14 protein-coding genes and 1 tRNA gene are annotated in these 16,213 nt (G+C 66.9%); 2 read left to right on the top strand and 13 right to left on the bottom strand.

The window, feature by feature from the left end; translation table 11 throughout:
* Positions 1-109: 109 nt before the first annotated feature.
* From EDC22_RS02865 to EDC22_RS02835, 7 genes are all read right to left on the bottom strand, one after another.
* Complete coding sequence (locus tag EDC22_RS02865) at positions 110-346, bottom strand: formate dehydrogenase subunit delta (RefSeq protein WP_132805075.1); 237 nt, start codon at positions 344-346, stop codon at positions 110-112.
* A gap of 1 nt (position 347) precedes the next feature.
* On the bottom strand, positions 348-1,157 hold the full coding sequence (fdhD, locus tag EDC22_RS02860; protein WP_132805074.1) for a formate dehydrogenase accessory sulfurtransferase FdhD: 810 nt from the start codon (positions 1,155-1,157) through the stop codon (positions 348-350).
* A 2-nt stretch (positions 1,158-1,159) separates the two neighbouring features.
* A complete protein-coding gene (gene fdhF / locus EDC22_RS02855; protein WP_132805073.1) occupies positions 1,160-3,994 on the bottom strand; it encodes a formate dehydrogenase subunit alpha in 2,835 nt (944 codons plus the stop codon).
* A 12-nt stretch (positions 3,995-4,006) separates the two neighbouring features.
* Entirely contained in the window at positions 4,007-5,551 is a 1,545-nt protein-coding gene (locus EDC22_RS02850; RefSeq protein ID WP_132805072.1) for a formate dehydrogenase beta subunit, read from the bottom strand.
* Complete coding sequence (locus EDC22_RS02845; RefSeq protein ID WP_132805071.1) at positions 5,548-5,982, bottom strand: NAD(P)H-dependent oxidoreductase subunit E; 435 nt, start codon at positions 5,980-5,982, stop codon at positions 5,548-5,550. The genes EDC22_RS02850 and EDC22_RS02845 overlap by 4 nt, the downstream gene beginning before the upstream one ends.
* 95 nt (positions 5,983-6,077) lie before the next feature.
* Positions 6,078-6,989 carry a LysR family transcriptional regulator gene (locus tag EDC22_RS02840; RefSeq protein WP_132805070.1) on the bottom strand — a complete coding sequence of 304 codons (912 nt, stop codon included), beginning with the start codon at positions 6,987-6,989 and terminating at the stop codon, positions 6,078-6,080.
* 118 nt (positions 6,990-7,107) lie between these two features.
* A tRNA-Ile gene (locus EDC22_RS02835) sits at positions 7,108-7,183 on the bottom strand.
* A gap of 181 nt (positions 7,184-7,364) precedes the next feature.
* Between EDC22_RS02835 and EDC22_RS02830 the strand changes: the two genes are divergently transcribed.
* Positions 7,365-8,114: an SIMPL domain-containing protein gene (locus EDC22_RS02830; protein WP_132805069.1), complete on the top strand. Its 750-nt coding sequence runs from the start codon at positions 7,365-7,367 to the stop codon at positions 8,112-8,114.
* 48 nt (positions 8,115-8,162) lie between these two features.
* Here EDC22_RS02830 and EDC22_RS02825 read toward each other — a convergent pair whose 3' ends face one another.
* The 3 genes from EDC22_RS02825 to EDC22_RS02815 form a co-directional block, all read right to left on the bottom strand.
* Complete coding sequence (locus EDC22_RS02825) at positions 8,163-8,777, bottom strand: GNAT family N-acetyltransferase (RefSeq protein WP_132805068.1); 615 nt, start codon at positions 8,775-8,777, stop codon at positions 8,163-8,165.
* Positions 8,778-8,785: 8 nt separating this feature from the next.
* On the bottom strand, positions 8,786-9,205 hold the full coding sequence (locus EDC22_RS02820) for a ketosteroid isomerase-related protein (protein WP_132805067.1): 420 nt from the start codon (positions 9,203-9,205) through the stop codon (positions 8,786-8,788).
* 120 nt (positions 9,206-9,325) lie between these two features.
* Positions 9,326-10,195: a class I SAM-dependent methyltransferase gene (locus tag EDC22_RS02815; protein ID WP_132805066.1), complete on the bottom strand. Its 870-nt coding sequence runs from the start codon at positions 10,193-10,195 to the stop codon at positions 9,326-9,328.
* A gap of 674 nt (positions 10,196-10,869) precedes the next feature.
* Here EDC22_RS02815 and EDC22_RS02810 point away from each other — a divergent pair.
* A complete protein-coding gene (locus EDC22_RS02810) occupies positions 10,870-11,256 on the top strand; it encodes a hypothetical protein (RefSeq protein ID WP_132805065.1) in 387 nt (128 codons plus the stop codon).
* 290 nt (positions 11,257-11,546) lie between these two features.
* On the opposite strand, the gene rpoD is transcribed toward EDC22_RS02810, so the two are convergent.
* The 3 genes from rpoD to EDC22_RS02795 form a co-directional block, all read right to left on the bottom strand.
* The gene (gene rpoD / locus EDC22_RS02805) at positions 11,547-13,538 is read right to left on the bottom strand and encodes an RNA polymerase sigma factor RpoD (RefSeq protein ID WP_132805064.1); all 1,992 of its coding nucleotides are present in this window, start codon (positions 13,536-13,538) and stop codon (positions 11,547-11,549) included.
* Positions 13,539-13,686: 148 nt separating this feature from the next.
* A complete protein-coding gene (dnaG, locus tag EDC22_RS02800; RefSeq protein WP_132805063.1) occupies positions 13,687-15,594 on the bottom strand; it encodes a DNA primase in 1,908 nt (635 codons plus the stop codon).
* Between the two features lie 104 nt (positions 15,595-15,698).
* Entirely contained in the window at positions 15,699-16,151 is a 453-nt protein-coding gene (locus EDC22_RS02795; protein ID WP_132805062.1) for a GatB/YqeY domain-containing protein, read from the bottom strand.
* Positions 16,152-16,213 lie beyond the last annotated feature (62 nt).

The following is a 16,213-nucleotide window of genomic DNA, read 5'->3' as shown; positions in this document are numbered from 1 at the left end:
CCCGATCCGGCTGATTCAGCTGGCCGGTCAGATCAGGCCGCCGGCGCACGCGGCGGAAAGCCGTTAGCCGCTTCCAACGCCGCCGCGCAGCGGATCATGGCTCCATCTGCTATCCGGCGCGCGCCCGAGCCTCAGCCTCGTCGCGGAGCAGCTGGGCCGCCGCGCGAGCGACCTGGCTCAACCCTGCCCCGCCCGACTCCAAGATCTCCATCAGTTGTCGGCGCATGCGCGGATCCCAGAACTGGCGGAAATGGTCAGCCGTGGCCGCCACCGCCTGGGCCTCGGGATAGGCGGCGAAGAAGGCGGCGATCTGGTTGGCCATGCGGACCAGATTGGCGGCTTCCATGTCAGGCAACCCGTTGCGGATGGGTGTAGAGATTGATGCGGTTGCGGCGCGCGAATGCGGCGATCGTCAGGTTGCTGTGCGCGGCAAGCTCGATCGCCAGCGATGTGGGAGCCGAGATGGCGACGATCATCGGGCAGCCGAAGGTCGCCGCCTTCTGCACCATCTCCATGCTGCAGCGGCTGGTGACGACGATGAACCCCGAGACAGGGTCGAATCCTGCGCGCGCGGCCGCGCCGATCACCTTGTCGAGTGCGTTGTGGCGGCCGACATCCTCGCGCACGACGAGCAGGTCCCCGTCGCGAGACGCGAAGGCCGCCGCATGCAGCGCGCCCGTCGCGCGGTTCAGGATTTGTGCGGCCGGCAGGTCGGACAGCGCCTGCGTCAATGCCGCGAGCCGCACGGGCTCGGTATCGGGGGCCGCCGGCAGCGGTCGCAGGGCCTGGGCGATGTCGGCGATGCCGCACAGGCCGCAGCCCGTGCGACCCGACATGTTGCGGGCGCGGCCGGCGATCGCCTTGCCGCGCTCTTCCGGAATGTCGATCGCGAGACTGTAGCCGGCGCCCCTGGGGATCGCGCGGACCGAGAGCACCTCCTCGACCGCATCGACGAGCCCCTCGGCGATCGAGAAGCCACAGGCGAAATCCTCCAGGTCGCGCGGCGTCGCCATCATCACCGCATGGCTGTGTCCGTTGTAGACCAGCGCGACCGGCACCTCGACGGCGACCTGATCGTCGGCACCCAACCACAGACCATCCTCGATGCGGTCAATGACCGCGGTGGCCACGGCCGGCCGTTCGAGGATCGCGCCCATCGCTATTCCGCAGCCTCGATGTGAGTGGTGCGGGCGCGGAAGTCCTCGTGGTCCATCTGCCAGTCCGACCAGCGATTGGTCGGTCGCACCTCGACCGCCGTTACCTTGTACTCCGGACAGTTCGTCGCCCAGTCTGAGAATTCGGTCGTGACCACGTTGGCACCGCTCTCGGGATGATGAAACGTGGTGTAGACGACGCCCGGCTGAACACGTTCCGAAATCCGGGCGCGCAGGCTGGTCTCGCCGATGCGGCTGCTCAGCGCCACAAGGTCGCCGTCGCGGATGCCGCGTTGCTCCGCATCATGCGGATGGATCTCGAGAACGTCTTCGTCGTGCCAGGTGACATTTGCGGTGCGGCGTGTCTGGGCGCCGACATTGTACTGCGTCAGGATGCGCCCCGTTGTCAGCAGTAGCGGGAAGCGCGGTCCGGTCCGTTCCTCCGTCGGCACGTAGGCGGTAACCATCAGCCTGCCCTTGCCGCGGACGAACCCGCCCATGTGCATGACCGGGGTTCCCTCGGGCGCCGCCTCGTTGCACGGCCACTGGACGCTGCCCACCCGGTCGAGCAGTTCGTAGCTGACACCGGCAAAGGTCGGCGTCAGCCTGGCGATCTCGTCCATGATTTCCGAGGGGTGGCTGTAGTGCATCGGGTAGCCCATGGCGTTCGACAGCGCCATGGTCACCTCCCAGTCGGCCATGCCCGACAGCGGCTTCATCGCCTGGCGCACCCGGTTGATGCGCCGCTCGGCGTTGGTGAAGGTGCCGTCCTTCTCGAGGAACGAGGCGCCGGGCAGAAACACATGGGCAAAGGACGCGGTCTCGTTGAGGAACAGGTCCTGCACCACGACACATTCCATCGCCCTCAGGGCCGCCGTCACGTGCTGCGTGTTGGGATCGGACTGGGCAATGTCCTCGCCCTGCACGTAGAGCCCCTTGAACGAGCCGTCGAGCGCGGCATCGAACATGTTGGGGATGCGCAGGCCCGGCTCCGGATCGAGGGGCACGCCCCACTCTGCCTCGAAGGCGCGGCGCACCGCGTCGTCGGACACGTGCCGGTAGCCAGGGAATTCGTGCGGGAAGGATCCCATGTCGCACGACCCCTGGACGTTGTTCTGGCCGCGCAGCGGGTTGATCCCGACGCCGGGCCGGCCGAGATTGCCGGTGATCATGGCGAGGTTCGCCATGCCCATCACCATGGTCGACCCCTGGCTGTGCTCGGTGACGCCGAGGCCGTAGTAGATCGCGGCATTGCCGCCCGTCGCGTATAGCCGGGCCGCCGCCCGGATCTCCGCCGCCGGCACCCCGGTGATGGCCGCAACGGCCTCCGGCGCATTCTCCGGCCGCAGGATGAATTCGCGCCAGATGCCGAAATCGACCGGGTCGCAGCGCTCGGCGACAAAGGCCTCGTTGACCAGGCCCTCCGTCACCACCACGTGGGCGAGCGCGTTGATCAGCGCCACGTTGGTGCCGGGACGCAGTTGCAGATGGTGCGCGGCCTCGACATGTGGCGTGCGCACCAGGTCGATGCGGCGCGGATCGACGACGATCAGCCGGGCGCCCTGGCGCAGGCGCCGCTTCATCTGCGAGGCAAACACCGGATGGGCGTCGGTCGGATTGGCGCCGATCACCATGATGACGTCGGCCTGCATCACCGAATCGAAGTCCTGCGTGCCGGCCGAGGTGCCGAACGCGGTCTTCAGCCCATAGCCGGTCGGCGAATGGCAGACGCGGGCGCAGGTGTCGGTGTTGTTGTTGCCGAAGCCGGCCCGGATCAGCTTCTGGACGAGGTATGTTTCCTCGTTCGTGCAGCGCGAGCTGGTGATGCCGCCGATCGCCCCGCGCCCGTATTTCGCCTGGATTCGCTTGAACTCGGAGGCGGCGTGGGCGATCGCTTCCTCCCACGTCACCTCGCGCCAGGGCTCGTCGATCGAGGCGCGGATCATTGGCGTCGTGATGCGGTCCCTGTGGGTGGCATAGCCCCATGCGAAACGACCCTTCACGCAGGAATGGCCGTGATTGGCCTTGCCGTCCTTGTAGGGCGTCATGCGCACCACCCGGTCGCCCTGCAGTTCGGCGACGAACGAGCAGCCGACCCCGCAATAGGCACAGGTCGTCAGCACCTCGCGCTGCGGCTGACCGAGCGCGATGACCGACTTCTCGGTCAGGGTTGCGGTCGGGCAGGCGGCAACACAGGCCCCGCAGGAGACACATTCCGAGCCGAGGAAATCCTCGCTCATGCCGGCGGCGATATGCGAGGCGAAGCCGCGTCCATCGATGGTCAGTGCGAAGGTGCCCTGCTGTTCCTCGCAGGCGCGCACGCAGCGCGAGCAGACGATGCATTTCGACGGATCGAAGGTGAAATAGGGATTGGATTCGTCCTTCGCCTGCCCGAGGTGGCTGGCGCCGTCATAGCCGAAGCGCACCTCGCGCAGGCCCACGGCGCCGGCCATGTCCTGCAGTTCGCAGTCGCCATTGGCCGCACAGGTCAGGCAGTCGAGCGGATGATCGCTGATATAGAGCTCCATCACGCCGCGCCTGAGCCTCGCCAGGCGGTCGGTCTGGGTCGAGACTTTCATACCGGCCTCGGCCGGCGTGGTGCAGGAGGCCGGAGTACCGCGCCGGCCCTCGATCTCCACGAGGCACAACCGGCAGGAGCCGAACGGCTCCAGCGTGTCTGTGGCGCACAGCTTCGGGATCTTGATTCCGGCGAGGGCCGCCGCCCGCATCACCGAGGTACCTTCGGGCACACTCACCGTTAAGCCGTCGATCTCGAGCGTCACTGTCCGCTCTGAGGTCCGGGCCGGCGTGCCATAATCGTGATTCAGGGACGCGGTCATGGCGATCTCCCCCTATTCGGCAGCCACGGCAGGCTGGCGGTCGAAATCTTCCGGGAAATGGTCGAGGGCGCTCAGCACCGGCACATGTGTTAGCCCGCCGAGCGCGCACAGCGATCCGTCGCGCAGCACCTCGCAAAGGTCACGCACCAGCGCGAGATTGTCGGCAACCCGGTCGCCGCGGGCGATCCTGTCCATCGTCTCGACTCCTCGGGTCGAGCCGATGCGGCAGGGCGTGCACTTGCCGCAGGATTCGAAGGCGCAGAACGCGAAAGCGAAGCGTGCCTGACGCAACAGGTCGACGCTGTCGTCAAACACCACGACGCCGCCATGCCCGATCATGCCACCGCGGCTCGCGAACGCCTCGTAATCGAACGGTGTGTCGAACAGACTCGTCGGCCAATAGGCGCCGAGCGGCCCGCCGACCTGTACCGCCCTGACTGGGCGCCCTGTGCGCGTACCGCCGCCATAGTCCTCGACGATCTCCCGCAGTGTCAGGCCGAACGCGCGCTCGATCAAGCCGCCGCGCCGGACGTTTCCGGCGAGCTGGATCGGCATGGTGCCGCGCGAGCGGCCAACGCCGAGATCGCGATAGTACTCCGCGCCCTCGGCGAGGATCGTGGGGACGGCGGCTAGCGACAGCACGTTGTTGACGACCGTCGGTCTCCCGAACAGCCCGTGCAGCGCGGGCAGCGGCGGCTTGGGGCGGACCTGCCCGCGCTTGCCTTCCAGGCTCTCGAGCAGCGAGGTCTCCTCGCCGCAGATATAGGCGCCCGCCCCGAGTCGCGCCTCGAGATCGAAGCGGCGGCCGCTGCCGAGGATGTTGCGGCCGAGCATTCCGGCCGCCTGCGCAATTCCGATCGCCTTGCGAAGCTTGCGAAAGGCGTGCGGATACTCGGAGCGGACATAGACGAATCCCTTCGTCGCGCCGACGGCGAGCCCGGCGATCACCATGCCCTCGATCAGCAGGAACGGATCGCCTTCCATCAGCATCCGGTCGGCGAAGGTGCCGCTATCGCCCTCGTCCGCGTTGCAGACGACGTACTTGCGATCGGCGGTCGCGCCCGCGACCGTGCGCCACTTGATGCCGGTCGGGAATCCAGCCCCGCCACGGCCGCGCAGGCCTGACGCCGTCACTGCAGCAACGATGTCATCGGGCGCCATGTCGAGCGCCCGTCGCAGACCCTTCAGGCCGCCATGCGCCTCGTAGTCGGACAGCGACAGCGGGTCGATGACGCCACAGCGGGCGAAGGTCACCCGCTGCTGGCTCTTCAGCCAGGGGATTTCCTCCACGAGGCCAACGCACAGCGGATGATCCGCACCGGCAGCGAGAATGCCGGTCACGTCCTCGGCGGTAACCGGTCCAAATCCAAGCCGACCTTCGGGCGTCTCGATCTCGAGCAGCGGTTCCAGCCAGAACAGTCCGCGCGAGCCCGTCCGCACGATACTAACATCGGCCCGGCCGGCGGCTACCTCGGCCTCGACCGCCCGGGCAACGTCGCCCGCACCGACGGAGAGCGCCGCCGCATCTGCGGGGATGTAGACACACCGGATGGTCATCTACGCACCAGCGCAAGCACGGAGTCCGTCGTGACCCGGCCGTAGAGCTTGCCGTCGACCAGCGCCGCCGGCGACAGCGCACAATTGCCGAGGCAATAGACGGTCTCGACCGTCGCGTCGGTGCCCGTGCCGAGCGCTGCGTCGAGCTCCTCGGCAAGGCGGTCGGCGCCCAATGACTGGCATGCCTCGGCCCGACACAGCCGGACGATATGGCGCTTCGCCGGCTCTCGGCGAAAATCGTGGTAGAACGTCAGCACGCCGTGCACCTCGGCCCGCGACAGGTTGAGGACATCGGCTATGATCGGGACGGCCGCTTCGTCGACATAGCCGAACCGGTCGTTGATCGCGTGCAGGATCGGCAGCAGTGCGCCGTCAAGTGACCGCAGCGCCTCTGCGATCTCGCGGACCTCGGCAGCATCCAATTCCGACATCGGGGGACCATGTCGTGACGTTACAGGGGCGAGTATCCGCCACAGCGTCATCGAGAACAAACGATATAATCTGATATCGTAATCGGATCATTCGATCAGGATGGGTCGGACCTGATCCGCGCCTCGATATCGGAGGCGAGCGCAGCCTTGACGAAGGCATCGACCAGCGGCGCGACCGGATCCTGCCGCCTGACGACGACGCCGATGGTGAACGTCCGCTCCGGCTCCACCAGCGGCAGCGCGATCATGCCGGGTGGCGTGCCGAATACCCACAGAAAGTTGTGCGGCAGCACGCTCGACCAGACGCCTGCACGGATGTGCGAGCACAACGTCATCACCGAATTTGTCTCGGCGTGAGCATTGGGGACGCGACCGACGCTGGCGAAGATCGCATTGAGGATGCGCCGGTTCTGCATGTCGCTGGTCAGCAGGCACAGCGGCGTATCCGCCGCCTCGCGCCAGGAGACCGATCGGCGGCCGCGGAACGGCCCGTCCTGCGGCGTCAGCAGGATATAGTGCTCGGCATAGAGCGGAAAGACGTCCACCCCATGCAGAGGCTCGTTGTCGAGATAGGTGATGCCGACGTCGAGCATGAAATCGTCGAGCATCTGCTGGATCTCGTTGGAGCTGCGCGACAGGATGCGCAATGTGACGTTGGGATGGGCCTCGGCGAGCGGCGTTGTCACCAGCCCGATCGTCGGCAGGGCCGTCGGTACGACGCCGATCGAGAGTTCGCCCGACAGTTCCCCACGCAGCAGCCCGATCTGCTGATCAAGAGCCTCGCGTTCGGCCACGACCCGGGCTGCCCAGGCGAGCAGCACCTTGCCTTCCGCCGTCAGCCCCTTGAAGCGCTTGTCCCGTTCGATCAGCGGCGCGCCGATCTCGAGCTCGAGCTGGCGGATCGCGGCGGAGAGTGTCGACTGGGTGACATTGCAGGCCTCGGCCGCCCGGCCGAAATGGCCGATACGTCCTAGAGCGATGAAATAGCGCAGATGGCGCAGCTGCATGGCGACGTCTTAGCCCGAATCCATAGCCGCTGCATCCGCCACTTCGTCGGGACATGGCCCGACCCTGCATACCGTCACCAACGCGGACAGCCGGCGCCGACGAGTCAAGCTCGAAGGGTGGTGGGCCCGGCAGGACTCGAACCTGCAACCAGACCGTTATGAGCGGCCGGCTCTGACCATTGAGCTACGGGCCCGGCGCGCGGGCGCGGGCGTCCTTATCGCAAGAGCAAGGGACCTCTGCAACTGTGGCGCACCGACGTGCCGCCGAGCCGGTCGGTCGGCTGCCACGGTCTTGCCGGGCCGGGGCCGGCCGCATTGCCGACGCATTTGCGTGGTGATCCTCGCTGCCATCCGAAGCTGAAACGGAATGATGCGATGCATCTCCCGATCGTACTGCGGGCCAGCCTGGTTGCCGGCGGCCTCGCGCTGATTGCTCTCATGGCCCTGCCCGCCCGCGCCGACGACAACAGTCCCCGCCAACGCCCAGCCACCATCAGTCTGACCGGGACCGGCGAGATCGCCATCATCCCCGACGAGGCGGTGATCTCCTCGGGCGTCGTCACCGAAGCCAAGACCGCGCGCGAGGCGCTCGACGCCAACAACGCCGCCATGGCCCGGGTGACCGCCGCGATCAGGGAGGCGGGTATCGAGGCCCGCGACATCCAGACTGCCGGCATATCGGTCACCCCGCGCTACCGCTATCCGCGCAACGACGGCCGCGAGGAGAGCGAGACGCCGCGCATCATCGGCTATACCGTCAGCAACACGGTCAGCGTCCGCGTCCGCGACATCGCCAAGCTCGGCCAGGTCATGGATCAGGTGGTGAGCGTTGGCGCGAACCGCATTGACGGGATCAGCTTCGTTGTTTCCGATGCCGATGCCCGCCTTGACGAGGCCCGCGGCGCAGCCGTGCGCGACGCCCGTCGCAAGGCCGAACTCTATGCCGAGGCTGCCGGTGTGAAGCTTGGCCGCCTGGTGTCGATCAGCGAAGGCGGCGGCTTCGTCCCGCCGCAACCCAAGGCCGAGATGATGATGGCGCGGGCCGATGCGACGTCGGTGCCGGTCGAGATCGGCGAGGAGCGCCTCAGCATTCAGGTGAACATGACCTGGGAGCTCGACCAGTAGGGACACCGTGTCCCGTCTGTCTGGACAGACTGCCGGTTCCGCCTTGGCTTACAGGTCCCGCATCCAGACCTGCAGATCCTTGCTCGTCTCGCCTGCGTCGCCGACGTCACGCCATGAGAAGCGGCAGATGAGGCCGGGGACGGGCGCATAGCCGCGCCTTTGCCAGAAGCCGTCAAGCGGGCGATAGGCGGGCGGGCGAAGCGGGTGATCGTCGGGTCGGACCACGGCACAGAACGCCGCCCTGTGCAGACCGAGCGAGCGGGCATGGGCCTCGCGGCCATCGAAGAAGACATGCCCGAAGCCGCGCCCGCGATAGGCTGGTTCGAGGACCGATTCGCCAAAATAGCATATGTCGCTGACATCGAGCCCGGCCCGCTCGAACGGCAGCCGGAACGCCTCGACCTCACCGGCCAGCGGCGCGGCCGTTGCCGCGCCCACGAGCCGGCCGCCATCGCGCAAGGCAATTACCGCCGCATCGGCTATCGCGGCAAAATCACCGAGATAGCGGGCCTCGTAGACCAGACTGCCGTCATAGAGATAGGGATAGTCGCGGAACACGCTGATGCGCAGCCGCGCCAGATCGTCGATGACGCCGGCCAGTGCCGGCCCGGTAAGCGTCTCGACCGCAATGCTGCCCGGATGGCCTTCGGCCGGGTCCGGCATACCCGCCCTCATACGCCCTTCACCTGGGCAATCCAGTCCTGAAGGTTGTAGTAGTTGGTGACCCGTGCGATCCGCCCGCCCTTCACCTCGAAGAAGGCTCCAACCGGCAGCCGGTAGGTCTGTCCGCGCGCCTCGGGAAGCCCCTCGTCGGTCTGATGATAGGCCCCAAGGATGACGAATTCCGCGGCCGCGCGCGTCCCTTCATCGTTCGCCATCACCACGAGGTCGACCGCCTGTTCGGCATAGCAGCGCTTCATGTGCTCCAGGAAGGCGCGGAAGGCCTCCCGTCCATGCCGCCGGCCACCCTGGTTGACGTCGTGCACGACATCCTCGCGCAGGCAGGCGAGCATGCCCTCCACGTCGCCGGCGTTGAACGCCGCGTAGTATCGGGAGACGAGATTGATCGTCGACTGGCGCGTATCGGTCATGCGGTCGTTAGGCCGCATTCGGGCGTGTCCGTCAAGGTCGGCGTGCGTCAGGCTGCGAAACGCGGCCGGTGATCCCGGAGCACCAGCCCCGCAGCCGCGACGAGCGGCGCACGGGTCCGGCTAGTGCCTGACGATCCTTGCCAGCGGCAGTTCCTCGGCGTCCTTGCGCGGCCGCGACAGCCGGAATTCGGCATGATACCAGCCGTCCGCCTCGCGCCCCACCGGATCGAGTCCCAGCGCCGACAGGTTGTCGAGCACGTGCTCACGCTCCTCCGCGGACGCGAATCTGCGCTGCCGGAACGTCACCGGCAGCGTCTCGGTGACGTAGCCGTGTGCCTCGAACATCGCATCGAACGGCTCGGGCGGAAACATCCGAAGCACGAAATGCGCCATCCATGGCGGTCCCTCCCCCGCCTCGCCCAGTTCGATCAGCCGCTGAAGCGTACGATCCGTCACATAGCCGATGCAGCCAGTCGAAATGACCATGTCCGCACCAGCAATCGCCTCGCCGTCTCGGGGCGGCAGCGGGCCGGACTCCAGGTCACGTGCCAGCCCGTCGTCGAGGATGCTGGCGGCGACCGCGTAACCGACCGCGCGCTCGGCGACGTCGAGTCCCTTGATCTCGAGATGCGGATCGGCAACCCGAGCCGCGTAGAACTCGTGGTCGATGGCGGCGAGCGTGCCGGGATCGACCTCGCGCAGTTGCGCGTCATCATAGCGCCGGTACAGCGTATCGAGCGCCACCCCGTGCTTCAGGATCGCGGCGTTGACGCCGTAGGAACAGCCCAGATCGAGCAGCGAGAGCTCCGGCGATCCGCGCATCTGCCGGCGCGCGGCAACAAGCTCACGGAACACCGGGGCGGCTTCGTCGGGAATGACATAATCTAGCTGCCTGAGTGTCGAATAATACGCGCGCGGATCGGGCTCGTTGTAAATCTGACCCAGAACGATCTTGCCGTTATTGTCGTATCTCAGACTCTCTGACGACATTTCGTGACCCTCCAGGCATTGAGTCTATTTCCATCGACCGACCGGAATGATCGAACCGATCGAAACATTCCCTTTTTGATGATCTGCTGTGACACCCCGATATAGTCGATCCGGACTGGAATGCAATTCGACGGACATGGCGGCCGCTGGCGCAGCGGAACGCCACGAATGGGATCGGGGAGGGGCGGACCGGAATTCCGGCGCGGAAGAAGGAAGGCGGCGGCTGCCGCGGGAATGCAGCCACCGCCCGATTGAACCATGCCGGCCGGTGGAGGACTGGGTCGTCGACCGATGGCCTGAGAGGGTCAGGATGTCGGTCGCGGCGGGCGCCCCGGCGGGCGAGGTGCGGGGGACAGGGGGAGGGTCAGCGCCGGCTCGACCGGCCCCGGAGTCATGGCTCCGAGAAGATGCGGCGGACCGGCTTGGGGGAACCGATGTCGCCTGCCGGCACCGCCGGCGCTGTCTTCACTCCCGCTCGCGGCGCTTCACCGCGACCGACATTCACGAAGATCGGACCAGGAGGTTTCAGACGAACGGCACCCCGCAACCAATACTGTTTCGATTGTTTCCACCGCCGCCTCGCACCGGCCGATCGGGTAACATCCGCGTGATCGGAACCCCTGGCGGCTGGCATCCGGCGGCATCAGGCTGGCTCGCCCCGACGGCGACCGCCGATGCTCGACGAAGAGGCACGCCGAACCGGCGGGCTAGCCGGCTACCTGGCTGACCATCCCGACACGCCCCACTCCGGCAATGCCGGCAGCGCGATGGATATCGGCATTCCCGTCACCATGTGGGACGCGCTCGCGCGGCTTGAGACCGCTGCAATCCTGCCCGGCTTTCTCCGCTCGGACTGTCCCCGCATCCATGCCGCCGTGAAGCGCGCCGACTTCGATGCCTTCATGGCCGAGGCGTTCCCGAGGGAGTTCGAGTGGCATCTGCAAGGGAAATCACCAACGGCACCGGGAATCGCGGTCATACCCTTCGGCTGCATTCTCGTGGCTGCCACATCGGTTTCGCGCGAAGGTACAGCCGGCAGCGCGTCGCAGATCCTCCGCTGAAGTCGATCGGCGCGGCGATCAGACTGCCGCCTGTTGGGCTCAGCGCAGGGCGGTAACCTCGACGACGACCGAGCTCCGGTCAACTCCGGGACAATGGTTGGGCAAGAGCTTGGGCGCCATCGCCGCCCCCCTGCGAGGGGCTCGTCGCGAATCGACGCAGCGGCGGCTGGCGGGTGGTTGCGATGCCATGTCCGAACGGAGCTGTGCTTCGCCCGGACGGCCGACGCAGTGAAGTCCGCCAGCGACAAGATGGCGTGCCGAGCCTGGCCCGCGCCGGCACACCCTCCCCGTCAGTTGTCGAGGAAACTCCTCAGCTTGCGCGAGCGGCTCGGGTGCTTCAGCTTCCGGAGCGCCTTGGCCTCGATCTGCCGGATGCGTTCGCGAGTCACCGAGAACTGCTGGCCGACCTCCTCCAGCGTGTGGTCGGTGTTCATGCCGATGCCGAAACGCATCCTGAGCACACGCTCCTCGCGAGGGGTGAGCGAGGCAAGCACCCGGGTCGTCGTCTCGCGCAGATTGGCCTGGATCGCCGCGTCGATCGGCAGGATGGCGTTCTTGTCCTCGATGAAGTCGCCGAGGTGGGAATCCTCTTCATCGCCTATCGGTGTCTCCAGCGAGATCGGCTCCTTGGCGATCTTGAGCACCTTGCGCACCTTTTCCAGTGGCATCGCCAGCTTCTCGGCCAGCTCCTCCGGAGTCGGCTCGCGGCCGATCTCGTGCAGCATCTGGCGTGACGTGCGGACGATCTTGTTGATCGTCTCGATCATGTGCACCGGAATGCGGATGGTGCGGGCCTGATCGGCGATCGAACGGGTGATCGCCTGCCGGATCCACCAGGTCGCATAGGTCGAGAACTTGTAACCGCGCCGGTATTCGAACTTGTCGACCGCCTTCATCAGGCCGATGTTGCCTTCCTGGATCAGATCCAGGAACTGCAGGCCGCGATTGGTGTATTTCTTGGCGATCGAGATGACGAGGCGCAGGTTGGCCTCCACCATCTCCTTCTTGGCGATGCGCGCCTCGCGTTCGCCCTTCTGTACCATCTGGACGATGCGGCGGAACTCGCCGATCTCGAGACCCGTTTCGGTGGCAAGCTGCTGGATCGCGCTGCGGATGTCCTTGGCGGTCTCCTTCTCCGCGGCGATGAACTCCTTCCAGCCGCGCCCCCCGAGATTGGCGACACGGCGGATCCAGTTCGGATCGAGCTCGTGGTCACGGTACTGGCGCAGGAAGTCCTCGCGGTCGACACCATAGGACTCCGCCAGCCGCAGCAACCGGCCCTCGTAACCCATCAGCTTCTTGTTGATGTCATAGAGCTGCTCGACCAGGGCCTCGATGCGCTGCTGGTTGAGCGACAGCGACTTGACGTCGGCGACGATGTCTTCCTTGAGCTTCTTGTAGCGACGCTCCTGGCTCGGCGACAGATGGGTGTTCTTCAGCCGGTTCTCGACATGCTGGTCCTGCAGGCGGCGCAGCTTCTTGTAGTTCTCGGCAATGTTGTCGAACGTCGCCACCACCTTCGGCTTGAGCTCGGCTTCCATCGCCGCGAGGGAGATGTTGGATTCGTAGTCTTCCTCGCCGTCGCCGTCACCTTCAGGCGCATCCTCGCCCTGGCCGACCTCCCCGCGGCCCGCAGGCTCGCCCCCGGCGCCGGCCGTTGCACCATTGCCGACCGCCGGCGCCTTGGCGTCGGGGCCGGCATAGGTGGCCTCCAGGTCGATGATGTCACGCAGAAGGATCTTGCCTTCCGCCAGTTCGTCGCGCCAGATGATGATTGCCTGGAAGGTCAGCGGGCTTTCGCACAGCCCGGCGATCATCGCCTCGCGGCCGGCCTCGATCCGCTTGGCAATGGCGATCTCGCCCTCGCGCGACAGTAGCTCGACCGACCCCATCTCGCGCAGATACATGCGGACCGGATCATCGGTCCGGTCGGACGGCTCTGAGGACTTCTCGGACTTGGCGATCTGGCTGCGGGAGGCGGCGACGAGTTCACCGCCGTCCTCGTCATCGCCACCTTCGTCGGCGCTGTCGTCCGCCTCCTCGGTCTCCACGACGTTGATGCCCATGTCGGAGAGCATCGCCATCGTGTCCTCGATCTGCTCGGAGGTGACTTCCTCCGAGGGCAGAACCTCGTTCAGCTCCTCGTAGGTGACATAGCCGCGCTTCTTTGCGGCCTTGATCATCTTCTTGACCGCCGCATCGGACAGATCGAGCAGAGGACCGTCCGGGCCCTCCGGCTGGTTCTCCGGAGCCTCATCCGCCTTGGTTGCGGTGGTGGCCATGTACAAATCTCCCGACAAAGGCTCCGGACCGTTCGGTTCGCGGCGTTGCGGCTGCTGCGCCGTCGACCTCGCCCGCTCCGTGCTACCTTGCGCCTCTTAATCCGCGATTAAAGTTAACCCGATCCCAGCCGCTCTCCGGTCGCGAGCCCTAAAACGCCCGCACCGGGCGGCCGGACGCCTGACCGAAACCTTCCATCAACGCCTCCGTACCATCGGCGTTCGAGAGCTGTGACTGGATGTCGAACAGCCGCGCCAGATTTTCGTCGCTCGGCTCCGCCTGCAGCGCCATCTCGGCTGTCTTCAGCTCTCTATGTAACGTGACGAGCTTGTGATGCAAGGCCGCCGTATGGTCCCAGGCGCGCGAAACGTCAACCTCCGCGGCCTCCGGCGCCACCCACCATTCCGCCCGACCCCCGGCCGACCACATCCGCTCGATGCGTCCGATCAGGTCACCCAGCGGTCCGGTCGCGAGCCGCGCGCGCGCGGATGCGGCGTCGACCACATCGTCGGCGGCAAGGTCGAGCAGGGCCGAGCGCAGCGCGTCGAGCTCTGCACTCGACAGGTCGAGTCCGCACAGCGTCTCGGCCCGCTCCGGGATCAGTGCAGGATGGTTGACCAGCGCCATGAGCATGATCGCCTCGCGCCGCGGCAGCGCCTGTCCGCTCGACAGGCTGCGTACCAGCGACGCGCTGGCCGAAGCCGCGCCGGTCGCCCCTGCCCGACCGCCATCGCCGCGGCGGGACCAGCTACCACTCCGGCGCTGGCGGATGGCGCGCCGCGCCCCGCCGCGACCGAACAGGCCTGCCAGCCGCTCGCGAAACTGCTCCTCGTAGTGTTTGCGCACGCGGGCATCGCCGATCGCCGCGAGCGTACGCGCCAACCGCGCCTCGAAGGCTGCGCGCCGCTCCGGCGTATCTAGCGGCGAACTTTCGACCTCCCGCGCCCACAGCATCTCGGACAGCGGCCGAGCGCGGGCCAATGCCTGCTCGAGCACTGCCTGGCCGCCGGCGCGGACGAGGTCGTCCGGGTCCTGGCCCTCGGGCAGCAGGGCGAAACGCAGGCTCTTGCCCGGCGCTAGCAACGGCAAGGCGAGGTCGACGGCGCGGTTGGCCGCCCGCAGGCCCGCCTTGTCGCCGTCGAAGCACAGAATCGGCTCGTCGGCGACTCGCCACAGCAGGCCGAGCTGGTCGGCGGTAAGTGCCGTGCCGAGCGGGGCAACGGCGTTGGCGAAACCGGCTCGCGTCAGCGCGATCACGTCCATGTAGCCTTCGGCGACGATCACTGTGCCGGTCTCGCGCGCTGCCTGACGGGCGGCTGACAGGTTGAACAGAACGCTGCCCTTGTGGAACAGCTCCGTCTCGGGCGAGTTCAGGTATTTCGGCGCCTGGTCGGACTGCAGCGCCCGCCCCCCGAAGGCGATGACCCGCCCGCGCAGGTCGGCGATCGGGAACATCAGCCGGTCGCGAAACCTGTCGAAGGGGACCGCTATGTCGCTGCCGGTGACCAGCAGGCCGGCTCGCTCGATCGCCTCCCGGGCGATGCCGAGCTGGCCCAGATGCTCCTTCAGTCCGTACCGCGCAGACGGCGCATAGCCGATGCGGAACCGCCGGACCATGCCCTCGTCCAGCCCGCGCGAGGCAACATAGGCGCGCGCCTCGCGGCCCTGTGGGCCGTCGAGTTCGGCCTCGAAATAGGCTGCCGCGGCCTCCAGGACATCGTACAGGCTGTCGCGCTGCCGCTCCCCCTCGAGGCTTGCGGGATCGGGCCTGGGCAGCGGAACGCCTGCCTCCGCGGCGAGCCGCTCGACCGCTTCGGGGAAAGTGAGCCCCTCGGTCTCCATGAGGAACCGGAAGATGTCTCCGTGCCTGCCGGAGGAGAAGCAGTGATAGAAGCCCTTCTGGTCGTTGACCGTGAAGGAGGGCGTCTTCTCCGCATTGAACGGCGAGAGTCCGATGAACTCACGGCCCTGGCGGCGCAGCTTGACCCGCCGCCCGACGACGTCGGAAACCGGCAGACGGGCTCTTATCTCGTCGAGCAACGAGGGCGGAAAGCGCATGGGGCCTTGGGCGGTTCAGGGACCGGACAATTATATCGGCGCGACCTCCTTGAAGCGAATCGATTCGCTTGCTGGCGGCTGAAAGTTCGCCGCCCAGGGCCCGGTCAGCTCAGCATGCCCTTGACGACGGCACTGGCACGACCGAAATCGAGCTGCCCCGGAAAGCGCTCCTTGAGCGTCGCCATGGTGCGCCCCATGTCGCGCAACCCCGCCGCGCCGATTTCCTTGACGACGCTGGCGCAGACCGAGCGGATCTCCTCGTCGGACAGCTGGCGCGGGAGGAAGCGCTGGATGATCTCGATCTCCTCCCGCTCCTGGGCAGCGAGTTCGGGACGACCGGCATCCATGTAGGTGGCGGCCGACTCCTCGCGCTGGCGAATCATCTTGGCGAGAATCTGCCGGATGTCGTCGTCGCTGACACAGTCCTTGCCGCTGGTCCGGGCGGCGATATCGCGGTCCTTGATGGCCGCGTTGACCAGCCGCAGGGTCGCCATCGACCGCCTGTCCTGCGACTTGACCGCAGCCTTCAACGCTTCGTTGATCTCGTCGCGCAGCATGTCCTGTCCATCCACTCCGGTCCCAATGGGAACAATACCGCACGCGCCCCGCTGCACGCAAC

It is taken from the genome of Tepidamorphus gemmatus (genome assembly GCF_004346195.1).
GTDB lineage: Bacteria > Pseudomonadota > Alphaproteobacteria > Rhizobiales > Tepidamorphaceae > Tepidamorphus > Tepidamorphus gemmatus.
Note: the sequence above shows the minus strand (reverse complement) of the source record. Positions and strands in the feature narration are given on the sequence as shown.

Excerpts from the sequence above, each read along its gene's own strand:
- fdhF (WP_132805073.1), bottom strand. The coding sequence starts at position 3,994 with ATGACCGCGTCCCTGAATCACGATTATGGCACGCCGGCCCGGACCTCA.
- EDC22_RS02830 (WP_132805069.1), top strand. The coding sequence starts at position 7,365 with ATGCATCTCCCGATCGTACTGCGGGCCAGCCTGGTTGCCGGCGGCCTC.
- dnaG (WP_132805063.1), bottom strand. The coding sequence starts at position 15,594 with ATGCGCTTTCCGCCCTCGTTGCTCGACGAGATAAGAGCCCGTCTGCCG.
- EDC22_RS02850 (WP_132805072.1), bottom strand. The coding sequence starts at position 5,551 with ATGACCATCCGGTGTGTCTACATCCCCGCAGATGCGGCGGCGCTCTCC.
- EDC22_RS02810 (WP_132805065.1), top strand. The coding sequence starts at position 10,870 with ATGCTCGACGAAGAGGCACGCCGAACCGGCGGGCTAGCCGGCTACCTG.
- EDC22_RS02815 (WP_132805066.1), bottom strand. The coding sequence starts at position 10,195 with ATGTCGTCAGAGAGTCTGAGATACGACAATAACGGCAAGATCGTTCTG.
- EDC22_RS02795 (WP_132805062.1), bottom strand. The coding sequence starts at position 16,151 with ATGCTGCGCGACGAGATCAACGAAGCGTTGAAGGCTGCGGTCAAGTCG.
- EDC22_RS02825 (WP_132805068.1), bottom strand. The coding sequence starts at position 8,777 with ATGCCGGACCCGGCCGAAGGCCATCCGGGCAGCATTGCGGTCGAGACG.
- EDC22_RS02845 (WP_132805071.1), bottom strand. The coding sequence starts at position 5,982 with ATGTCGGAATTGGATGCTGCCGAGGTCCGCGAGATCGCAGAGGCGCTG.
- fdhD (WP_132805074.1), bottom strand. The coding sequence starts at position 1,157 with ATGGGCGCGATCCTCGAACGGCCGGCCGTGGCCACCGCGGTCATTGAC.
- rpoD (WP_132805064.1), bottom strand. The coding sequence starts at position 13,538 with ATGGCCACCACCGCAACCAAGGCGGATGAGGCTCCGGAGAACCAGCCG.
- EDC22_RS02840 (WP_132805070.1), bottom strand. The coding sequence starts at position 6,989 with ATGCAGCTGCGCCATCTGCGCTATTTCATCGCTCTAGGACGTATCGGC.
- EDC22_RS02820 (WP_132805067.1), bottom strand. The coding sequence starts at position 9,205 with ATGACCGATACGCGCCAGTCGACGATCAATCTCGTCTCCCGATACTAC.
- EDC22_RS02865 (WP_132805075.1), bottom strand. The coding sequence starts at position 346 with ATGGAAGCCGCCAATCTGGTCCGCATGGCCAACCAGATCGCCGCCTTC.